This window comes from Vibrio sp. TRT 17S01 (assembly GCF_050113695.1).
In the GTDB taxonomy this organism is placed as follows: domain Bacteria; phylum Pseudomonadota; class Gammaproteobacteria; order Enterobacterales; family Vibrionaceae; genus Vibrio.
Map to the genome: position 1 here is coordinate 214,135 of NZ_JBNJOG010000006.1, position 17,669 is coordinate 231,803.

Annotated in this window: 17 protein-coding genes; 7 read left to right on the forward strand and 10 right to left on the reverse strand. The window is 43.8% G+C overall.

The annotated features are described in order from the left end of the window. Positions 1–55 precede the first annotated feature (55 nt). Genes torA through torE form a run of 3 tightly spaced genes read right to left on the reverse strand, consistent with a single transcriptional unit; the run spans position 56 to position 3,955 of the window. Positions 56–2,518 carry a trimethylamine-N-oxide reductase TorA gene (torA, locus tag ACQEXS_RS11845; protein ID WP_427013967.1) on the reverse strand — a complete coding sequence of 821 codons (2,463 nt, stop codon included), beginning with the start codon at positions 2,516–2,518 and terminating at the stop codon, positions 56–58. Positions 2,519–2,542: 24 nt separating this feature from the next. Next, positions 2,543–3,727: a pentaheme c-type cytochrome TorC gene (gene torC / locus ACQEXS_RS11850; RefSeq protein WP_427013968.1), complete on the reverse strand. Its 1,185-nt coding sequence runs from the start codon at positions 3,725–3,727 to the stop codon at positions 2,543–2,545. 51 nt (positions 3,728–3,778) lie between these two features. Further along, complete coding sequence (gene torE, locus ACQEXS_RS11855) at positions 3,779–3,955, reverse strand: trimethylamine N-oxide reductase system protein TorE (RefSeq protein ID WP_367986841.1); 177 nt, start codon at positions 3,953–3,955, stop codon at positions 3,779–3,781. A 440-nt stretch (positions 3,956–4,395) separates the two neighbouring features. Between torE and ACQEXS_RS11860 the strand changes: the two genes are divergently transcribed. Continuing rightward, positions 4,396–5,187, forward strand: a complete 792-nt coding sequence (locus tag ACQEXS_RS11860; protein ID WP_427013969.1) for an ABC transporter permease — start codon at positions 4,396–4,398, stop codon at positions 5,185–5,187. A gap of 227 nt (positions 5,188–5,414) precedes the next feature. On the opposite strand, the gene focA is transcribed toward ACQEXS_RS11860, so the two are convergent. Further along, positions 5,415–6,257 carry a formate transporter FocA gene (focA, locus tag ACQEXS_RS11865; RefSeq protein ID WP_367989187.1) on the reverse strand — a complete coding sequence of 281 codons (843 nt, stop codon included), beginning with the start codon at positions 6,255–6,257 and terminating at the stop codon, positions 5,415–5,417. Positions 6,258–6,684: 427 nt separating this feature from the next. On the opposite strand from focA, the gene ACQEXS_RS11870 reads away from it, so the two are divergent. Next, positions 6,685–6,921: a TIGR02647 family protein gene (locus ACQEXS_RS11870; protein WP_427009251.1), complete on the forward strand. Its 237-nt coding sequence runs from the start codon at positions 6,685–6,687 to the stop codon at positions 6,919–6,921. Between the two features lie 42 nt (positions 6,922–6,963). Here the strand turns inward: ACQEXS_RS11870 and ACQEXS_RS11875 are convergent, their stop codons facing one another. Then, positions 6,964–7,392 carry a PACE efflux transporter gene (locus tag ACQEXS_RS11875; protein WP_427009250.1) on the reverse strand — a complete coding sequence of 143 codons (429 nt, stop codon included), beginning with the start codon at positions 7,390–7,392 and terminating at the stop codon, positions 6,964–6,966. 86 nt (positions 7,393–7,478) lie between these two features. Between ACQEXS_RS11875 and ACQEXS_RS11880 the strand changes: the two genes are divergently transcribed. Genes ACQEXS_RS11880 through ACQEXS_RS11890 form a run of 3 tightly spaced genes read left to right on the forward strand, consistent with a single transcriptional unit; the run spans position 7,479 to position 9,831 of the window. Beyond that, on the forward strand, positions 7,479–8,357 hold the full coding sequence (locus ACQEXS_RS11880) for a LysR family transcriptional regulator (RefSeq protein WP_427013970.1): 879 nt from the start codon (positions 7,479–7,481) through the stop codon (positions 8,355–8,357). Next, positions 8,354–9,172 (forward strand): NAD-dependent epimerase/dehydratase family protein, encoded by an 819-nt coding sequence (locus ACQEXS_RS11885; protein ID WP_427013971.1) that lies wholly within the window; start codon positions 8,354–8,356, stop codon positions 9,170–9,172. The genes ACQEXS_RS11880 and ACQEXS_RS11885 overlap by 4 nt, the downstream gene beginning before the upstream one ends. A gap of 17 nt (positions 9,173–9,189) precedes the next feature. Continuing rightward, on the forward strand, positions 9,190–9,831 hold the full coding sequence (locus ACQEXS_RS11890) for a YdcF family protein (protein WP_427013972.1): 642 nt from the start codon (positions 9,190–9,192) through the stop codon (positions 9,829–9,831). Positions 9,832–9,974: 143 nt separating this feature from the next. On the opposite strand, the gene serS is transcribed toward ACQEXS_RS11890, so the two are convergent. From serS to ACQEXS_RS11910, 4 genes are all read right to left on the reverse strand, one after another. Beyond that, positions 9,975–11,282 (reverse strand): serine--tRNA ligase, encoded by a 1,308-nt coding sequence (serS, locus tag ACQEXS_RS11895; protein ID WP_427013973.1) that lies wholly within the window; start codon positions 11,280–11,282, stop codon positions 9,975–9,977. 96 nt (positions 11,283–11,378) lie between these two features. Beyond that, the gene (locus tag ACQEXS_RS11900) at positions 11,379–12,725 is read right to left on the reverse strand and encodes a replication-associated recombination protein A (protein ID WP_427013974.1); all 1,347 of its coding nucleotides are present in this window, start codon (positions 12,723–12,725) and stop codon (positions 11,379–11,381) included. Between the two features lie 6 nt (positions 12,726–12,731). Beyond that, positions 12,732–13,328 carry an outer membrane lipoprotein chaperone LolA gene (gene lolA, locus ACQEXS_RS11905; RefSeq protein ID WP_427009245.1) on the reverse strand — a complete coding sequence of 199 codons (597 nt, stop codon included), beginning with the start codon at positions 13,326–13,328 and terminating at the stop codon, positions 12,732–12,734. Between the two features lie 76 nt (positions 13,329–13,404). Then, positions 13,405–14,019, reverse strand: a complete 615-nt coding sequence (locus tag ACQEXS_RS11910; RefSeq protein ID WP_427009244.1) for an SEC-C metal-binding domain-containing protein — start codon at positions 14,017–14,019, stop codon at positions 13,405–13,407. Between the two features lie 152 nt (positions 14,020–14,171). On the opposite strand from ACQEXS_RS11910, the gene ACQEXS_RS11915 reads away from it, so the two are divergent. Together ACQEXS_RS11915 and dusC are read left to right on the forward strand one after the other, a co-directional pair. After that, positions 14,172–14,747 carry a type II secretion system protein gene (locus ACQEXS_RS11915; protein ID WP_427013975.1) on the forward strand — a complete coding sequence of 192 codons (576 nt, stop codon included), beginning with the start codon at positions 14,172–14,174 and terminating at the stop codon, positions 14,745–14,747. 41 nt (positions 14,748–14,788) lie between these two features. Beyond that, on the forward strand, positions 14,789–15,748 hold the full coding sequence (gene dusC, locus ACQEXS_RS11920; protein ID WP_427013976.1) for a tRNA dihydrouridine(16) synthase DusC: 960 nt from the start codon (positions 14,789–14,791) through the stop codon (positions 15,746–15,748). Between the two features lie 3 nt (positions 15,749–15,751). Here the strand turns inward: dusC and ACQEXS_RS11925 are convergent, their stop codons facing one another. Continuing rightward, entirely contained in the window at positions 15,752–17,209 is a 1,458-nt protein-coding gene (locus tag ACQEXS_RS11925; protein ID WP_427009241.1) for a GGDEF domain-containing protein, read from the reverse strand. Positions 17,210–17,669 lie beyond the last annotated feature (460 nt).

Sequence of the window (17,669 nt, forward strand, 5' to 3'; positions counted from 1 at the left end):
CAGACAAAAAAATACCAGCTCGAGAGCTGGTATTTTTCATTAGAAACGTATGCGATTACGCAACTTCGATTGGACCACCAAATGACGTCACTGGTGGAACTTTACCGGTAAACTTCTCAAATTCAACGATACACGTATTTGCAGACGTTGCTTGAGCCAGTTCAGAAGTACCAATATCCAGAGTCAGCGTGTTTGGATCGCCGTAGGTACAAATGGCACCATCTTTCTCGTTAAGTGGGCCGTACCATGCACCCTCTTCGATACGAATAACACCACGTGGGTAGCTATCCATAAGCACAGCACCAGCCAATAGTTGGCCACGGTCGTTGTATACACGAACCAAATCGCCGTCTTTGATGCCTTTCGCTTTCGCATCTTCAGGGTTGATGTAAACAGGTTCACGACCTTGAACTGCGTAAGTTGCACGGAACTCGTCCGACTCACACATTTGCGAGTGTAAACGCTTATCTGGGTGACAAGACTGTAACCAGTACGGGTACTTGTCTGAACCAGGACCACCATGAGAACGCTCTGTCTTTTCGAACCACATTGGGTGCTCTTGACAGTGCTCGTAGCCGTAGCGACCGATCTTACGTGATGTAATTTCGATAAAGCCTGAAGGCGTACCCAGTGCGTTGATCTCAGGATCTTTACGGAAGTCCGCATGACGAACCCAAGGTTGGCCAACACCAAAATCTAGAACGCCCTGTTTCCAGAACTCATCAAACTCAGGCATCTCGAATTTGCCTTCATTTGCTTTGCGGCAATCGTCATATAGTGAGCGAACCCACTCCATCTCATCCATACCACGAGAGTATTCTTCATGACGGCCAAAGCGACGCGTCAATTCACGACAGATCTCAAAGTCAGTCTTAGATTGGAACATTGGATCCACTAGACGCTGCATTGCTACTAGACCACGACCAGAATATGAACCGTAAACGTCGATATCGTTACGTTCCCACTGAGTACATGCTGGTAGTACGATGTCTGAGAAGCGACATGTTGCTGTCCAAGCGAATTCAATCGTCACGACCGTTTGAAGTTTGCGGAACGCTTTCTTCATACGGTTGCGGTCTTGGTGGTGGTGCCAAGGGTTACAACCTGAAATCACCATCATCTTGTAATCCGGCAGTTTCACTTTCGAACCGTTGTAACGGATCTCTTTACCCGGCTCAAGTAGACAGTCTACCCAACGCGCAACAGGAATGGTTTTGCTGTAGCCGTTGTAATCATTGTTGTCCCACTTAGGCTTAGAACCTGTGTCTAGGTTACGTGGGAAACCACCTGGCGCTGCGAAACCAGTTGAAGGCACACCGATACCAGAATAGTGGTGACCGTAAGAAATACCACCACCAGGCAAACCGATTTGACCAACCATAGCAGCGACAACCGCAGCTGCCCAGTAAGGCTGCTCACCGTGTTCCTGACGTTGGATACACCAGCCCATTAGGATCTGTGTACGACCGTTAACCAGCATGCGCGCAAATTCACGGATCTTGTCAGCATTAATGCCACAGATCTCTGCTGCCCATTCTGGCGTTTTAACCACTTTGTCTTTGGTTTCACCTTGCACGTACTTAACAAAGTCATCGAAGCCTAGACAGTAAGTTTTGATGAACTCTTTGTCGTACAAGTCTTCATTGTAAAGAACATGCGCCACTGCCAACATGAATGCTACGTCTGTCATCGGGTTGATGTACAGGTGGTCATTCTCTAGGTAACGCTGAGTTTTGTTCTTCACTGGGTCAACCGAAAGAACATTAATCTCACCTTTCGCCACTTTCTCTTTCAGTTGCTCTAGGTAAGGAAATGACTGGTGCGTTTCACAGTTCCAACCGACCTGTAAGTTTTTAACTGGATCGTTTGCCCATAGAACGATGTTGTCTGAATTCTCAAGGATTTCAGACCAAGACGTACCTTGCGCATAAACCTCAGTAGAACCTAACACGTATGGCAAAATCGTTTGGCCAGCACCTGTTGAGTAGTCACCAACTTTTGTGATGAAGTTACCGTGCATGCCCACAGCACGTTGCATGTGGCTAGTACAGCTATGGAACTGACCAGTTTGACGCCAACCAGTTTGGCCAGCAAACAACGCCCAAGGACCGTAATCTTTCTGAACACGTTCTAGTTCACGGTAAACCAAATCAAGTGCTTCATCCCATGTCACACGGATAAAGCGGTTGTTACCACGAGTCTCTGCACTGTATTTATGCTTCTTCAGCCAATCTAGGCGCACCATTGGGTAGCGCACACGCGATGGGCTGTAGATAATGCCTTTAATACCATTCAACATTTCTGTTGGATGCGAGTCCATTTCAAGCGGTTTGATTTCTTGAACTTTACCCGCGTACACGTGGGCGCGGAATGCGCCCCAGTGAGAACCTGATACTTTCCAAGTTCCTGTTGTTTCGGCTGCGTTTGCTGAGGTTGATGCCAATAAGCTTGGACCAATTACCGACGCTGCGCTGGTCGTTGCTACACCTTTCAGAAAACTTCTTCGTGTAATAGCCATTTCAAATACTCCGTCTGACGCTTATTAGTGGTGGCCTTCAGCAAAATCTGAAGAGTGTTTCTGTAGGTATTTCAATACAAGTGCTTCACTGTCTGTATCGAAGTTCACGAATGCAAGCATACCGTTGAACATACCTGGCCATGTGTTGGCATCAAAGTGCGCTTCATCTGGTTGCGTGTGACATACAGAACAGTTTGTTTTATATGCTTCGCCCGCTTTTTCCCAGATAGGATTGATGTCGTTCAACATCGCTTCTTTCTTCATCCACACTTTCGCAGACACTTTTTCCCATGGCAGACCCGTTAGATCATCCACTTTTTGTTCGCCTTTAGTTACGATGTCATCACTTAGTGCTGCTTCTTTAAGTAGCGAACCAACCGCGATGTTCATACCGAAATCTTCTTGGATTACACGACCGAAACCTTTCGCTTTACGCCAGCCGTCAATTTCGACTTGCATCATGTCGCCTTGCTCATCCAGCACTTTCACTGTTGAAGCAGGGTTTAGCAGGCCAGCTTCTGTTTTACCTTCAGCATCGAAGTAAACAGGTAGGTGACGTACGCTCACAAGATCGCTGCCCATTGCGTAATCTGTGTTTGACGCTAATGCTTCAAGTTCGCCAACAATGCCACCAACGCTGTCCATATTTGCAGGTAGGTGGTGTGCAATACCTTTGTGACAATCGATACAGCTTTGATCTTTCTCAGCCGCTTGCTTCATTTGAATACGAGCAGTTGGCTTCATCTTGTCCCAATTCATTGAGTCGTAATTGTGACAGTTTTTACATTCAAGAGACTTGTTAGCAGAGAAACGGTCCCATTCGTGCTTAGCAAGCTCGATACGGCGCTCTTCAAATGCGCCTGGTTCGTCATAGTTGCCAAAAATTTGTGCAAACACTTCTTTAGAAGCCTGCATCTTACGTGCAATTTTGTCTGTCCAGTTATGTGGTACGTGACAATCCGGACAGGTCGCACGAACACCAGAACGGTTTGACCAGTGGACAGTTTCTTGCAGCTCTTGGTATACGTTGTCACGCATTGTGTGGCAGCTAACACAAAATTCTTCAGTGTTTGTCGCTTCTAGTGCAGTGTTAAAACCACCCCAGAAAATAACACCTGCAATAAAGCCGCCCATCGTTAGCACGCCAAGGCTGATATGCACAGCCGGGCGCGTCATGGTACGCCAAAGTTTGATGATTAATGATTTCATGGTTTGCTCTCTAAAAAATCTGTTCTAAAAGTGTGGAATCGAACCTTTTGATCAACCGTGTGCGCCAGGAGGACCGAAGAAGAACACCTGAAGCATCCAAACGATGAAGCCGTAGCCACCGACGAACGCAACACTCAAGATTGGAAAGAGAACAACCGTAATGAAGAGGAAAGCCTTCCACTCCATGGAGTGTTTTTCACCACTCTCAATTTTATTAACATCACTCATACATTTGCCTATTTTGTATCTAGTGTTATTTGGTCACTTGCTAAGCAAGCGAAGTTTTTTTAACGTTATCTAATACAAAATGTTAGACCATACTCTTAGTAAGGTTCAATCAAATCCACTGTCTCAAACCTTGTTATTCAACACTTTTTTGAGCTCATCCAGAGATGTGTTGGAATAACAATTCATGTGTCTAAATATGAACAGATATGAAAAAATAAGCACATTTCAATACTGTTAAAACAAACACAAATACGCAACATTTTGTATGTTAATCATCCACTCCGCCGCAGATATAACACGTAATGAACGTGCTATTAATCAGGTAGTTGTATGCTGTTGGTTAGTAGAGATGTTAAATTTTCGATCTTAATTTCGACCGTTCATCCCTGAAAATAACAAGATGAAGTACAATGCTAGGAACTGCTTTTTCCGGAGTCTGTATGAACAGCGTAGTTGATATTTCATGGACGTTATTAGGATTTTTCTTTCTTGCACTCTTGGTTCCATTTAGCGTCAGTCGTTACCTCAAACTACAGCTTGAAAAAGACATAATCATCAGCGTAGTGCGTATGACGGTTCAGCTCATCTTAGTGGGCTTGTACCTTGAGTATTTGTTTACGCTAAACAGCCTTGTGGTAAATCTAGCTTGGTTGATGTTTATGGTGTTAGTGGGTGTTTCTTCCGTGATAGGAAAAGCATCACTACCGAAAGCAAGGCTGTTCTTACCTGTCAGCGCTGGACTCTCTCTTTCATTGTTACCCGTGCTTGGGTCGATTATTTTGCTGATTGTTCAGCCTCAACCTTTCTATAGTGCTCAGTACATGATCCCACTGGCTGGCATGCTGCTTGGTAACAGCTTAAGTGGCAACATCGTCGCATTGCAGAATTTGTTTACTTCTTTCCAAGAACGGAAGTCTGAATATGAGGCAGCAATCGCTTTAGGGGCATCAGCTCATTACGCATGTCTACCATTCATTCGCAGCGCAATCCAAAAGTCTTTGGCACCGACATTGGCTTCTATGTCGACAATGGGACTGGTAACACTGCCCGGCATGATGACTGGTCAAATTTTAGGCGGCGCATCACCTATTATTGCGATCAAGTATCAAGCGATGATCATGATCGCGATCTTTGTCATGATGAGTCTTTCCACCACAATCTCTTTAACGCTGGCGGTTCGAAATTGCATCAACCCATACGGAAAGATATTAGTGTCATTGAAAAGCGAATAATGTACTGGTGAAATTACTCAAATGATATTGAAGATCTTATCCACAGATTTTGTGGATAACCCTATTAATCAAATGCATACAATTGGATAGCAACCATGATTGGGCAATTATTTGCCCAGCATACGTCTATACCTTCTAATGAAACTCATGGCTTATCGCAGACCATGTTTTTCGAATAATACGATCAAAAAAGGCTCGCAATGCGAGCCTTTTCCTTCAAATAGCAATTAGTCACGTAGATAGATTAACCAATACCAAACGCCAACAAAGAAACCACCACCAATGATGTTCCCCAAGGTTACCGGAATTAGGTTGTTCATCACGAAGTTCATCAGGTTAAGGTCTGCATAATCTGCAATGTTTGCTCCGGTTATCTGCCAAAAAGACTCTGGTGCAAAATATTTAATCCCAATTGCCATCGGTACTTGGAACATGTTTGCGATACAGTGTTCAAAACCTGCCGAAACAAACATAGCAACAGGAAGGATCATCACCATGATCTTATCTGTTAATGTACGACCACTGAAAGTCATCCACACCGCTACACAAACCAGTACATTACACATAATGCCAAGCGCTACTGCCTGAAAAAAGCCGTGGTGCAATTTATGCTGCGAAATGGCCATCGCATTAAGGCCAACTTTACCACCGTCAAACATATACTGTTTTGCCACCAGCATGCACCCAACCAGCAATAGAGCACCAACTAGGTTACCGATGTATACAACGAACCAGTTTTTCGCGAGTGTTTTCCACGTAATTTTACCACTGGCACGCGCAACCAAAGTTAATACAGAACTGGTAAACAGTTCTCCCCCAGTCACGACCACTAAAATAAGGCCTAAGCTAAATGCTAACCCACCAATCAATCGACTCAAACCCCAAGCCATGTCTCCTGTGCCTGTGGTTACAGTTGTATAGAAAATGAAAGCAATACCGATATGAATACCTGCAGATATGGCTAACAAAAAGGATTTAACAGGATCTTTGGTTGCTTTACCCACACCGATTTCAGCGGCACGTTCAGCCATTTGCGGCGGTAATAGAGAGTCAAATTGGTTCAAGTTCATCATAGTGGAAACATTTAGAAACATGTAATCGAGTGGGCGCGGATAATCTCGCTATTCAATTAAAGATTCAAGTGCATTTTCCAATGTTTACCAAAAATGTTTTTAATGCGACATTTTCTCTATTCCAGCTCTGAATATCTCTGAATGAAAATAGATAACACTCAACAATAGAAGGCATAAACAAACCAATAAAAACAATAAGTTATGCATTGTTTTTATTTAGTAAATTTAAGATTACTCTTCTTTAGTTTAATTACTCATAAACAATTAAATTTATATAACAAATAGCTATTAGTGCAACACACACTGCGTCTTCTTCCCCACCCACCATAGATTCCTCACACAGCTAACATTTCTGCACTTATTGCATTGCGTACTATGGCAATCAAGATTAACGTCAGTATTAATGACAATAGAAGGACATCCTATGAAATATCTTCCTGAGCATTTAGCCGAATTAAACCTAATACTGCAGTTCGACATTAGCAGCGCGGCCACAGGTATCAAAGTTCATCACGACGCAGCCCAAGATATGCAAGATGCAGTTAAGAAGCTGTATGAAAAAGGGTTATGTACTTTGCCGGATGGGGGTTACTTAACCAGTGAAGGTATCGAAGTGGCTGAACATGCCGACAAGATTTTGCGAGTTTTGACTAGCCGTTAAGAAACAGACTTGCTGCCGACCTAGGCAGCAAGTCACTTCATTTCAACCTAGCTCCGAGTACCTGACCCACTTTTTATACGGCTGATATTTGTCGTAACACCAGTTAAACGCCGTCGCATAGAAAAAGAAGAAGATCAAAAAACCAGCCTCTAGCATTAATGCATTCACAATGCTGATCTGCAAAAACCAAGCAATAGTGGGCACCGTAATAAAAATTAACCCTCCTTCGAACCCTGCAGTGTGACCAATTCTCATTGCAAGGCTTCGCCCTTCTCTTTCCGCTGAAATGTATCTATCAAAGCCAAGGTTATATACGTAGTTCCAAGCGACTGTAAACACGCTAAGCCCGACACCGACAATGACTAAATCACCACTTTCCGTCCCGGTGACGAGGGACGTTATTGGCACAATCAGCATCAATGCAAGTGCTTCAAACAATATCGCATGGAAAATTCGTTCATTCGTTTTCATGTTATCTCTAAATAGTGGCTGGATTTTCAACCATATTCATCTAACATAGAGATAATAAAAAGTTACTATCCATCTATATAAGAGATATGTTTAATTTAGAACAGCTTGAAGCTTTTGTTGTCACTGTAGAAACGGGATCATTTTCAGCTGCAGCACGGCAACTTGGCAAAGTTCAATCGGCCATAAGTCAACATGTCATCAACCTTGAAATTGATTGTGGGTTTGAGCTATTTGATCGGCAAGGGCGCTACCCTAAGCTAACTCATCAAGGTGAACACCTTCTTCCTTTTGCTCAAGCCACCTTAGCGCAGCATCAACGATTTTGTAACAGCGTTACGATGCTGGAAGAAAATGGACACCATCAGATATCAATTGCCATCGATGAAGGTCTGCCGCTTAATAACTTAGCGAAAGTTGTGGACAGTTTTTGCCAACACTACCCCAACGTAGAGCTGGAATTCCTTACCGCCTCCAGTAGTGATGTGATAGAAATGGTCGAATCCAAACGCGTCAGTACTGGCCTTATTTTCAGTGAACTCCACTTACCACAAGGGATCGATTTTGAATCTATCGGCAGCGTAGAATTTGACGTCTACATCGGTATACACCACCCACTTGCAGCCGTCAAAACCCAACATATCGATCAACTTCGCCTTCACCGCCAACTGCTGTTGCGTTCAAAAAACGGCAAAACAAGTAGCTTTATGACCCCTTTAAGTCCAGATGTATGGCATGCAGATAACTACTATGTTTTACTCGAATTAGTCAGCGCCGGAATCGGCTGGACATTGCTACCTGTCCATATCGCATTGCCCATGTTAGAAAGTGGCCAACTGATACGACTTCCAATACAGTTTGAACAATTATCTTGGTTAGCAAATGTCGATGTCATTCAACACCAAACATCGAGTTCATCCGTAATTAACACAGCTTTGCGATCACAATTGAGGGAGTTATTGAAATGAAAGCAATCGCCATTATCGGTGCAGGATGGTTAGGAAAGCCTCTAGCACAATATCTCGACAGCATCGGACACCAAGTCTGGGTCACAAGCACCACTAGAAAAGGGGCTGATACATTAGCTCAAAGCGGCTTCAATGCGTTTGTTTGTGATCTTAATGATGCCAAAGAGCTAGATACTCAACTCAAGCAATTAAACATCGAGATCATAATTGGCTGCTTCCCTCCTGGTTTTCGCAAAGGTTACGGAAAACAATATGCGACGCAGTGGCAAACACTTAGCCAAGCAGCGCAGAAAGCAAAGGTGAATAAACTGGTGATGGTCAGTTCCACCACGGTTTATCCATCCTCACCCACCGACATGGCAGAGCCGTGCGCTTCTTTAGAAACAGCAAGGCATAATTCTCAGTTCAGCGAAAATGCACTAACAATGCTTGAGGCTGAAGCCTCTGTCATTCAAAGTGATGTTGAATATGCTATCGTGCGATGCAGTGGGCTTGTTGGTCCTAATCGCCATCCATCTAACTTTGTCAGCAAATTAAAACAAGTGAGCGACGTAGCGCCCGCCAATATGCTGCACCTGACCGATGCGATTGGAGCGGTAAGTTTTGCAGCCCTACAAATTAAGAATGAAATCGTTAATGCCACAACACCAAACACAGTGAATAAAGCTGAGTTTTACCAAGCTGCATTAGCGAGCGTTGATTCGACAGAGCCACTACCAAGCATTGTCTCTAAACCGGATAAACGCATCATCGCCGACAAATTGATCGGCTTAGGTTATCGCTTTCATTTCCAACATGTGTTGGAGATTATCTAACCCTTTGAGGAGCAGTCATGCGTCAGTACCTCTTTCGTCACATTGAAAACCTTTGGGACTACCTTCAAATGCATCAGCAAATCACCCCCGCTGATTGTTTATTTGTTTTATGCAGCAATGATTTACGCGTCGCAGAATACGCAGCCCAACTTTACACCAGTGGGTTCGGGAAAAAGATCATTTTTTCAGGTGGCCTAGGCCGATTCACAGAGGGAGTATTTGAGAAATCAGAAGCAGAAACCTTCGCAGCCATTGCAAAAGACTGCGGTGTACCAGCCAGCGATATAATCCTTGAGACTCAGTCATCCAATACGGGTGAAAATGTTACACTTACAGCTCAAAAACTCGCAGAGCAGCAACTTCACTTTGATTCTTTTCTACTGATTCAAAAGCCATTTATGGAGCGCCGTGCTTACGCCACCTTCAAGCAGCAGTGGCCACATGGTGAGCCGAAAATACAGGTCACCTCACCAACAGCCCCATTCTTTGATTATTTAAGTGACGAGATGCACCTAGATATGGTGTTAACGGCTATGCTGGGTGATTTTGAACGCATCAAAAGCTATCCCAAAATGGGATATCAAATTGAGCAAACGGTTCCAGATGATGTCGAGTCTTCATATCAATACATTCGACAGAACTATCCCTGTGAAGCGTAACGGCGTCATACAGTAACTTATTGCATAAAAGCTAAAAAGCGGTGAAGAACCGACTTACTCTCATCGCAGTCAACACAAAATGACAAATAAAAAAGCCGCTCACTTAACGTGGGCGGCTTTTAGTTTATGCGTTATTTATTTTATTAACCGATGTGCGTTGCGCCAGCCATGTACTTCTGAAGTACTGCTGGGATTGCGATACGACCATCAGCTTCTTGGTTGTTCTCTAGGATTGCAACCATAGTACGGCCAACCGCTAGACCAGAACCGTTTAGCGTGTGTACAAGCTCAGGTTTCTTCTCGCCTTTACGACGGAAACGCGCTTGCATACGACGCGCTTGGAAGTCCCACATGTTTGAACAAGATGAGATTTCACGATAAGTCTCTTGTGCTGGAACCCATACTTCTAGGTCGTAAGTCTTACGAGCACCGAAGCCCATGTCACCAGTACACAGAACCACTTTACGGTAAGGTAGCTCTAATAGTTGTAGAACTTTCTCAGCGTGGCCAGTTAGCTCTTCTAGCGCATCCATTGAATCTTCAGGACGAGTGATCTGAACTAACTCAACTTTATCGAACTGGTGCATACGGATTAGACCACGAGTATCGCGACCATAAGAACCCGCTTCAGAACGGAAACATGGCGTATGCGCTGTCATCTTAAGCGGTAGATCAGCTTCGTCAGAAATCGTGTCACGAACCATGTTAGTTACTGGTACTTCTGCCGTTGGGATCAGAGACAGTTTACGCGGCTCTTCGTCATTCACTTTCTCTTCTAGAGGCTCAGTGTGGAATAGGTCTTTACCAAATTTTGGTAGCTGACCGGTACCAAATAGGCTGTCTGAGTTCACTAGGTACGGTACGTACATTTCAGAGTAGCCATGTTCTTCTGTGTGAAGGTCTAGCATGAACTGAGCAATTGCGCGGTGTAGACGAGCGAATTGGCCTTTCATAACGATGAAACGCGCACCCGTGATCTTAGTTGCGCTTGCAAAATCAAGACCGCCACCCATTTCACCAAGATCAACGTGATCTTTTAGTTCGAAGTCGTAAGTTTTTGGCTCACCCCAACGAGAAATCTCTACGTTATCATCTTCGTCTTTACCGTCTGGCACATCATCAGCTGGCAGGTTTGGTACAGAAAGCGTGACCTCTTCCAGTTTTGCCATTACCGCATCAAGTTCAACTTTTTTCGCATCAAGATCGCTACCTAGAGTACCGATTTGCTTCTTGATCTCTTCAGCGCCTTCTTTATCACCAGCAGCCATTTTCTGGCCAATTTGCTTGGAAATGGAGTTACGCGTGGATTGTAAATTTTCAACTTCTACTTGAATGGACTTACGTTGTTCTTCAAGTGTACGGATTGTCTCTACGTCTAGCTTAAAGCCACGACGTGCCAGTTTTGCAGCTGTTTCATCCAGCTCTGTACGAAGTAATTTAGAATCCAGCATTGTTAATCCTATGCTTTTTAGTGGTGAAAGAACGTGCCTGCATCATGCAGGCACGTTTAAAATTTTTAACCGAATAAATGTATCCAAAAAAGGCGGTTATTCATAGCGCTTTTGTGGGCTTTTTGCGTCTAAATTAGCCAAGTAATCTAACTTCTCAGCAATTTTACTCTCAAGTCCACGATTTGTAGGATGGTAGTATTGTGTCCCTACCATTTCTGGCGGTAAATATTGCTCACCTGCCGCATAGGCACCAGGCTCATCATGAGCGTATCGATACTCCGCACCATAACCGAGATCTTTCATCAAGTTCGTTGGCGCATTACGCAAATGAGGCGGGACTTCATACTCTGGTTGGTTATGTGCATCTACAAGCGCTTGTTTCCAAGCGGTATATACCGCGTTGCTCTTCGGAGCACACGCTAAATAGACGATGGCCTGCGCTATCGCTCGCTCGCCTTCTGCTGGGCCAACGCGGGTAAAACAGTCCCACGCAGACAATGCAACTTGCATGGCGCGAGGATCCGCATTGCCCACATCCTCAGAAGCAATCGCAAGCAATCGACGCGCGATGTACAGTGGATCGCAGCCCGCACTGATCATTCGCGCCGCCCAATACAATGCTGCATCAGGATTTGATCCTCGAATAGACTTGTGAACTGCAGAGATCAAGTCGTACCAAATGTCCCCTTTGTTATCGAAGCGAGAAACCTTCTCCCCTGCAACTTCAGCGAGCAGAGGTAAGGTAATTTGCTTAATGCCCTGCTCATCCTCTTCTGCCATATCGTAGAGCAGTTCAAGATAGTTAAGCGACATTCGCGCATCACCGTTAACCAACTCCGCTAGACGATCCAATACGTTATCAACAAAATTCACGGCAACATTTCCCAGTCCCCGCTCTTCATTTTCTATTGCTTGTTTCAAGGTTTGTTGGATATCGTCTTTCGCTAGAGATGTAAGTTTGTAAACACGCGCTCGTGACAGCAAAGCGTTATTCAGCTCAAACGATGGGTTTTCTGTTGTCGCCCCAATAAACGTCACTGTCCCGTCTTCAATATGGGGTAAAAAAGCATCCTGTTGGGATTTATTAAAGCGATGCACCTCATCGACAAACAAGATGGTCCGGCGACCTGCCATTTTATTTTCACGCGCTTTTTCGATAGCCGCACGGATTTCTTTCACACCAGAAGTCACCGCCGACACTCGCTCTACTTCTGCATTGGCATAATTTGCTGCCACTTCGGCGAGCGTGGTTTTCCCTGTCCCCGGAGGTCCCCAGAGAATCATCGAATGTACGTGGCCTGCCTCTAACGCACGGCGCAGTGGCTTACCTGGGCCCAAAATATGTTGCTGCCCAATATACTGCTCCAGTTTTTCTGGGCGCATTCTAGCAGCAAGGGGACGAAAATCTTCGTCCCCTGAAAAATCAAACACGTAGTTGCTCACTGAGGATTAGTTCCTTTGGTCATCAACTTCTACCCCCTGAGGGATAACAAAAGTAAATCGGTCTGCTTTTGGTTTTGTTAGCTTCATATTTTCAAAATGGAACGCACTTTTCTGCCCATCTTGTTCCAAAACGGTGAAACCTTTTACTGCACCTTTGTTGTCAATTTCGAGATTAAACTGCCCTTGATTCGAGCCTTTTGCTGTTGGTGTTAACGTAAACACATCCCCTTTTTGCTCAACGTTGTAATTGCTCCAGTCGCTTGCACGGTTACGTGTGAGAAGAACAAATGGTGTCTGTTCAGTGGCTTGCTCTTGCCAGTAAATGCTGACTTGCTCAATAAACGGGCTGTAATACCACAGTGTTTTACCATCTGAGACCAATACGTTTTCATCAGGCATTGTGGTTGTCCAACGGAATAAGCTTGGGCGAGCAATCTCTACTTTCCCTTCCCCTTCCATGACAACATCACCTTCAGGGCTGACAACTTGTTGTGTAAAGTCGGCACTAAAACCTTCTGTCAGTTGTAAACGTTCACTTAGCTCATCTTTTGGCGCTGAGGCCACAGATAAACTAACAAACAACAAAGCGAAGAGTTTTTTCATTCAGGATACTCCGTTAGCCATCTCTTATGTAACGATGATGACTGATTAGAAAGATTCTATGTTCACGTAACGTCAGCTATTTGCCACAGCACTGTTTAAACTTATTGCCGCTACCACAAGGACAAGCATCATTGCGCCCCACATCTTTATATGGGTTGACACTTTGAGATTGCAACCCCATTTGCGCAGCGTCTGCTGCATGAGCCACTTCATTAATCATGAGATCAATCTGTTCAACCATATCTGCAAGGCAAGGGGGCTGTTCTACGCCTGCTTCTTTCATCTGTAACTGTGTTTGAGGTTCATCGATTGCGAGCATCATGGTGGTTAATAGCGCCTGTAACATCCGCAAGGTGCCATCTCCAACTTGTATTTCAAACCATTGCGCTTCGATTTGAGGCCACAAAGACATGAAACCTTCAGCTAAATCAGCAAGTGATTCAGTTTGCTGCTTCCCTTCAACCAAGTTCAAAACTGAGTATTCGTTTCGTTTAAGCTGGTTGTATTGAAGGTTAATCTGTTCGACCACAAGATCTTTCATAGATTCAGCATCATCACCAAATATCTCTTTTAGCCAACTTTCAGGATCAAGAGGTTTTGTTGCTAAGTTTGCCGCTAAGATAACTCCTTCGATAAATAGAGGAGACTCCTGATGTTGGCCTTCTGGTAAGCAGATAATCTGATAACTCATAGTGAACTTCTGTTATTTCTAAAATTATCGGCATTATACCTGTTACCCGCAAAGATACGAATGCCTACCTAACGCATAATTTTATCTTTTAGTTTTGAATTTATATATTAATAAACATAATATGATTTCAACTAAACCAATGCGCTATTAACATGAATAAGAGATCAGGTTTTACTCTAATAGAATTAGTTGTTGTGATTGTCATTTTAGCGATCTTAGCCGCCTTCAGCATGCCTAAACTCGTCAATTTTCAAAGAGATGCCCATGCCAGTCGTGCAAGTACCGCATTTTTAAACTTTACTTCAGCAACCGTCCTATTTCATACAAAATGGTTAGTTGAAGGTGAGCCCGCAGTTACTCAGATTGTCGATTATGGGCAAGAAGATATTTATCCTTCCGCACAAGGTTTTCCCATTTCTGTGAATCAGCTTCCTCTTAACGATGGACAGGCCATTCGTGGCTCTGACTGCGTTGCATTGTGGCAAGCATTACTCAGCACTGACATCACTATTCGTTCTCAGACCACTACAGGTACGGTACTACCTTCTACTACTGACATTGTTAGTTGGTACACGAGCCAGAATGAGTGCTACTACTATTACACTACTGGCTATTCAGCCGATGAAAATCTTCCTATTCTTTACTACTCCCCACTCACTGGTGAAACACGTATCACCAGCTCACGAGCATCCTCTACACCACAAATGCCATTGACCTTCCCTGAGTAAGCCGAATACAATCTCGCCTTCATTTTTTAAGGCGATTGTATATGCGAGTTGTTTTGGGCCCGATGGAGGGCGTACTTGATCATTTAATGCGTGAGATCCTCACCAATATTAACGACTACGATCTCTGCGTGACGGAGTTCGTACGCGTAGTTGACCAAGTATTACCAGAGCACGTGTTCAAACGTCTTTGTCCCGAATTAGATCAAGGCTCACAAACGAAGTCCGGTGTACCTGTTCATATTCAATTGCTTGGCCAAGATCCGAAGTGGATGGCAGAAAATGCTGTTGTAGCGGAAAACCTTGGTGCCAAAGGTATTGACCTCAACTTTGGTTGCCCGGCTAAACTGGTCAATAAAAGCAAAGGTGGCGCTGCATTATTACAACATCCAGAGTTGATCTACCGAGTGGTAAAAGCGTGCCGAGACGCCGTGTCAAAAGATATTCCGGTGACAGCTAAAATTCGCCTTGGTTGGGAAAACCCTGAAGACTGTTTTGAGATTGTCGATGCTATTCAAAGCGCAGGTGCAAATGAACTCACGGTTCATGCACGCACGAAGCAAGGCGGCTACAAAGCAAGTGAAATAAAGTGGGAATACATCAACCAAATTCGCGAGCGCTTCTCTATTCCGCTGATCGCAAATGGTGAGATTTGGAACTATCAAGATGGCCAAGCATGTCGTGAGGTCACTGGTGTCGACTCGCTCATGGTATGTCGCGGCGCCTTTAATGTGCCGAACTTAGGTAATGTGGTAAAACACAACCACGCACCAATGCCTTGGTACGAGGTTGTTGAGCTATTACTTGAGTATTCTCGTTATGAGATGAAGGGTGATAAAGGACTTTACTATCCAAACCGAGTCAAACAATGGTTCTCGTACCTTCGTCAGCAATACCCTGAAGCTGCCGAGTTATTTAGAGAGATCCGTACCTTTAACAAGGCAGAGCCGATTGTAAACCATATACAACGCTATCAAGCGCAACTGCTTCAAACTACAAATTAGACGTTAAAAGACTAACTTGTCCTTACCTGTCTCTTTTGCCTGATAGAGTTTATTGTCTGCGGCTTTGAACATGCCTTCGAAGTCGCAGTTACCGTTTTTAACAACGTCGACGCCACCAGAAACCGTAAACCCACCTTCCACAACTTTATATGAGTGTTGGCATATTTCATTTTTGATGCGTTCGATGATTCGGTGCATTTTTTGGACGTTGCTACATGTCAGGTAAATCACAAATTCTTCACCACCAAAGCGCGCCGCTGCGTCACAGTCGCGAATGTTGCATTCGATTTGATCCGCCATGTAACAAATCACGTTATCACCGACATCGTGGCCATAGGTATCGTTAATCGACTTAAAGTTATCGATATCAAAAACAGCAAGCATGACATTGTCTTTATGGATCGTATTACTTAAAAACTCTTCCATACCTCGACGGTTGAGAAGCCCCGTCATCGGATCCTTGGCAGCCAAGTCTTTCAAATAAACACGCTCTGCATGACCATTGACATAAGCCAATACAATCACTGAAAGCACATAAATAAACCCTGCAACCACTAAACTGTATCTTTCAAAAACAAAAAAGTTTCCGATCTCATTTTCCCAGTCTAATTGGTACAAAAGCGCATGAGACGACATCACACCATCGATGGTGATAGGCTCAAATCGAACACTATTTTTAGGAATAGACTCTGCATTCAAGTCAATTAAGCGGATCTCGTTTGCAAGTTTGCCTTCGTTCGCAATCAGTTTCGGCAACACTAAATCGAGTGAAATCATGCCTTGTAGCAAAGAGTCACGATATACCGACATTGAAAGGCTCATGATCACCTTATCCACAATGAGCGCTCTTCCGGGACCTGTCATCGTGACTTGATCACGATGTTGAGCCGTTTGTTGCCAATATGGACGTGCTTTAATTGTATTGAGTAGTTCTAACGATATGTTGCGGGCCAGTGTATCTGGAGAAGAGATAATATATCCCTCAGTATCCACGTAGTGAATACCATAAATAAAGCTATCCACATCGTGCAAAAAGGAAAGTATCGGAGCTAAAGATATTTGCTGTGTTACACGCTGATATAGCGCACTAGCTGGCGTACATAGGTTTGCATTGCCAACCACCATATAACTTAGATCGACTTGTGGCAGATCCAGATGTGCACCGTCACTTAAAAGAAGCGCATCAATTGGCCACATCTGACATAAATCATTATTCACTCGGCTATTGTGCTCTAACATCATATCCGAGCCCGCTTTATGATAATTACTGAAACTGTAATCTAAAGCAGTCAGAATTTTGGTCGAACGTTCTAGCGATCGAGTAATGCGTGCGTACTCATCATCAATATCGCGATTTACAGCATCGTAGTAGTTTTTTACTGTCAACGCCAAAACGATAAGAGATAACAAGGCTGGGACAAGAAATACGAATTTAAGACTAAAGTGTCTCTTTTCACTCATTAAGCGCTCTCAATCTAAGCCAACGGAACCAAAAGTCGTTGATCTGGTTGTGGTCAAATCTAACTACATGCAAATATTTAATGCTATTATCACTTTTTTTAATGTTGACGTGTTAAGCAAGGGTCATAAACGTCAGCTAAACGTCAATTATAGTGACAGAGATTCCACTTCTCGTAGGAAAAGGATGACTTTTTAAAATATTACTAATCCTTATTTAATATTAATTAATGCTTTGGAGTTACACTTAAGAATAACTAAAGATAGCAAATCGTTTGCTTATGAGCGTTTTTTCTGCCTATTTTTTATTCAATTTACACAACGCTTACCAAACAACATGAATTCACCATATTGCAGCTAATTCAATTGGGTAAGCATAAAATACCAACCAGAGTTCCATAAAGTATAACCTTATAGATCGACTCTTATCTTCCTGCTAAAATTTTGCCCCCATTTCTGCACC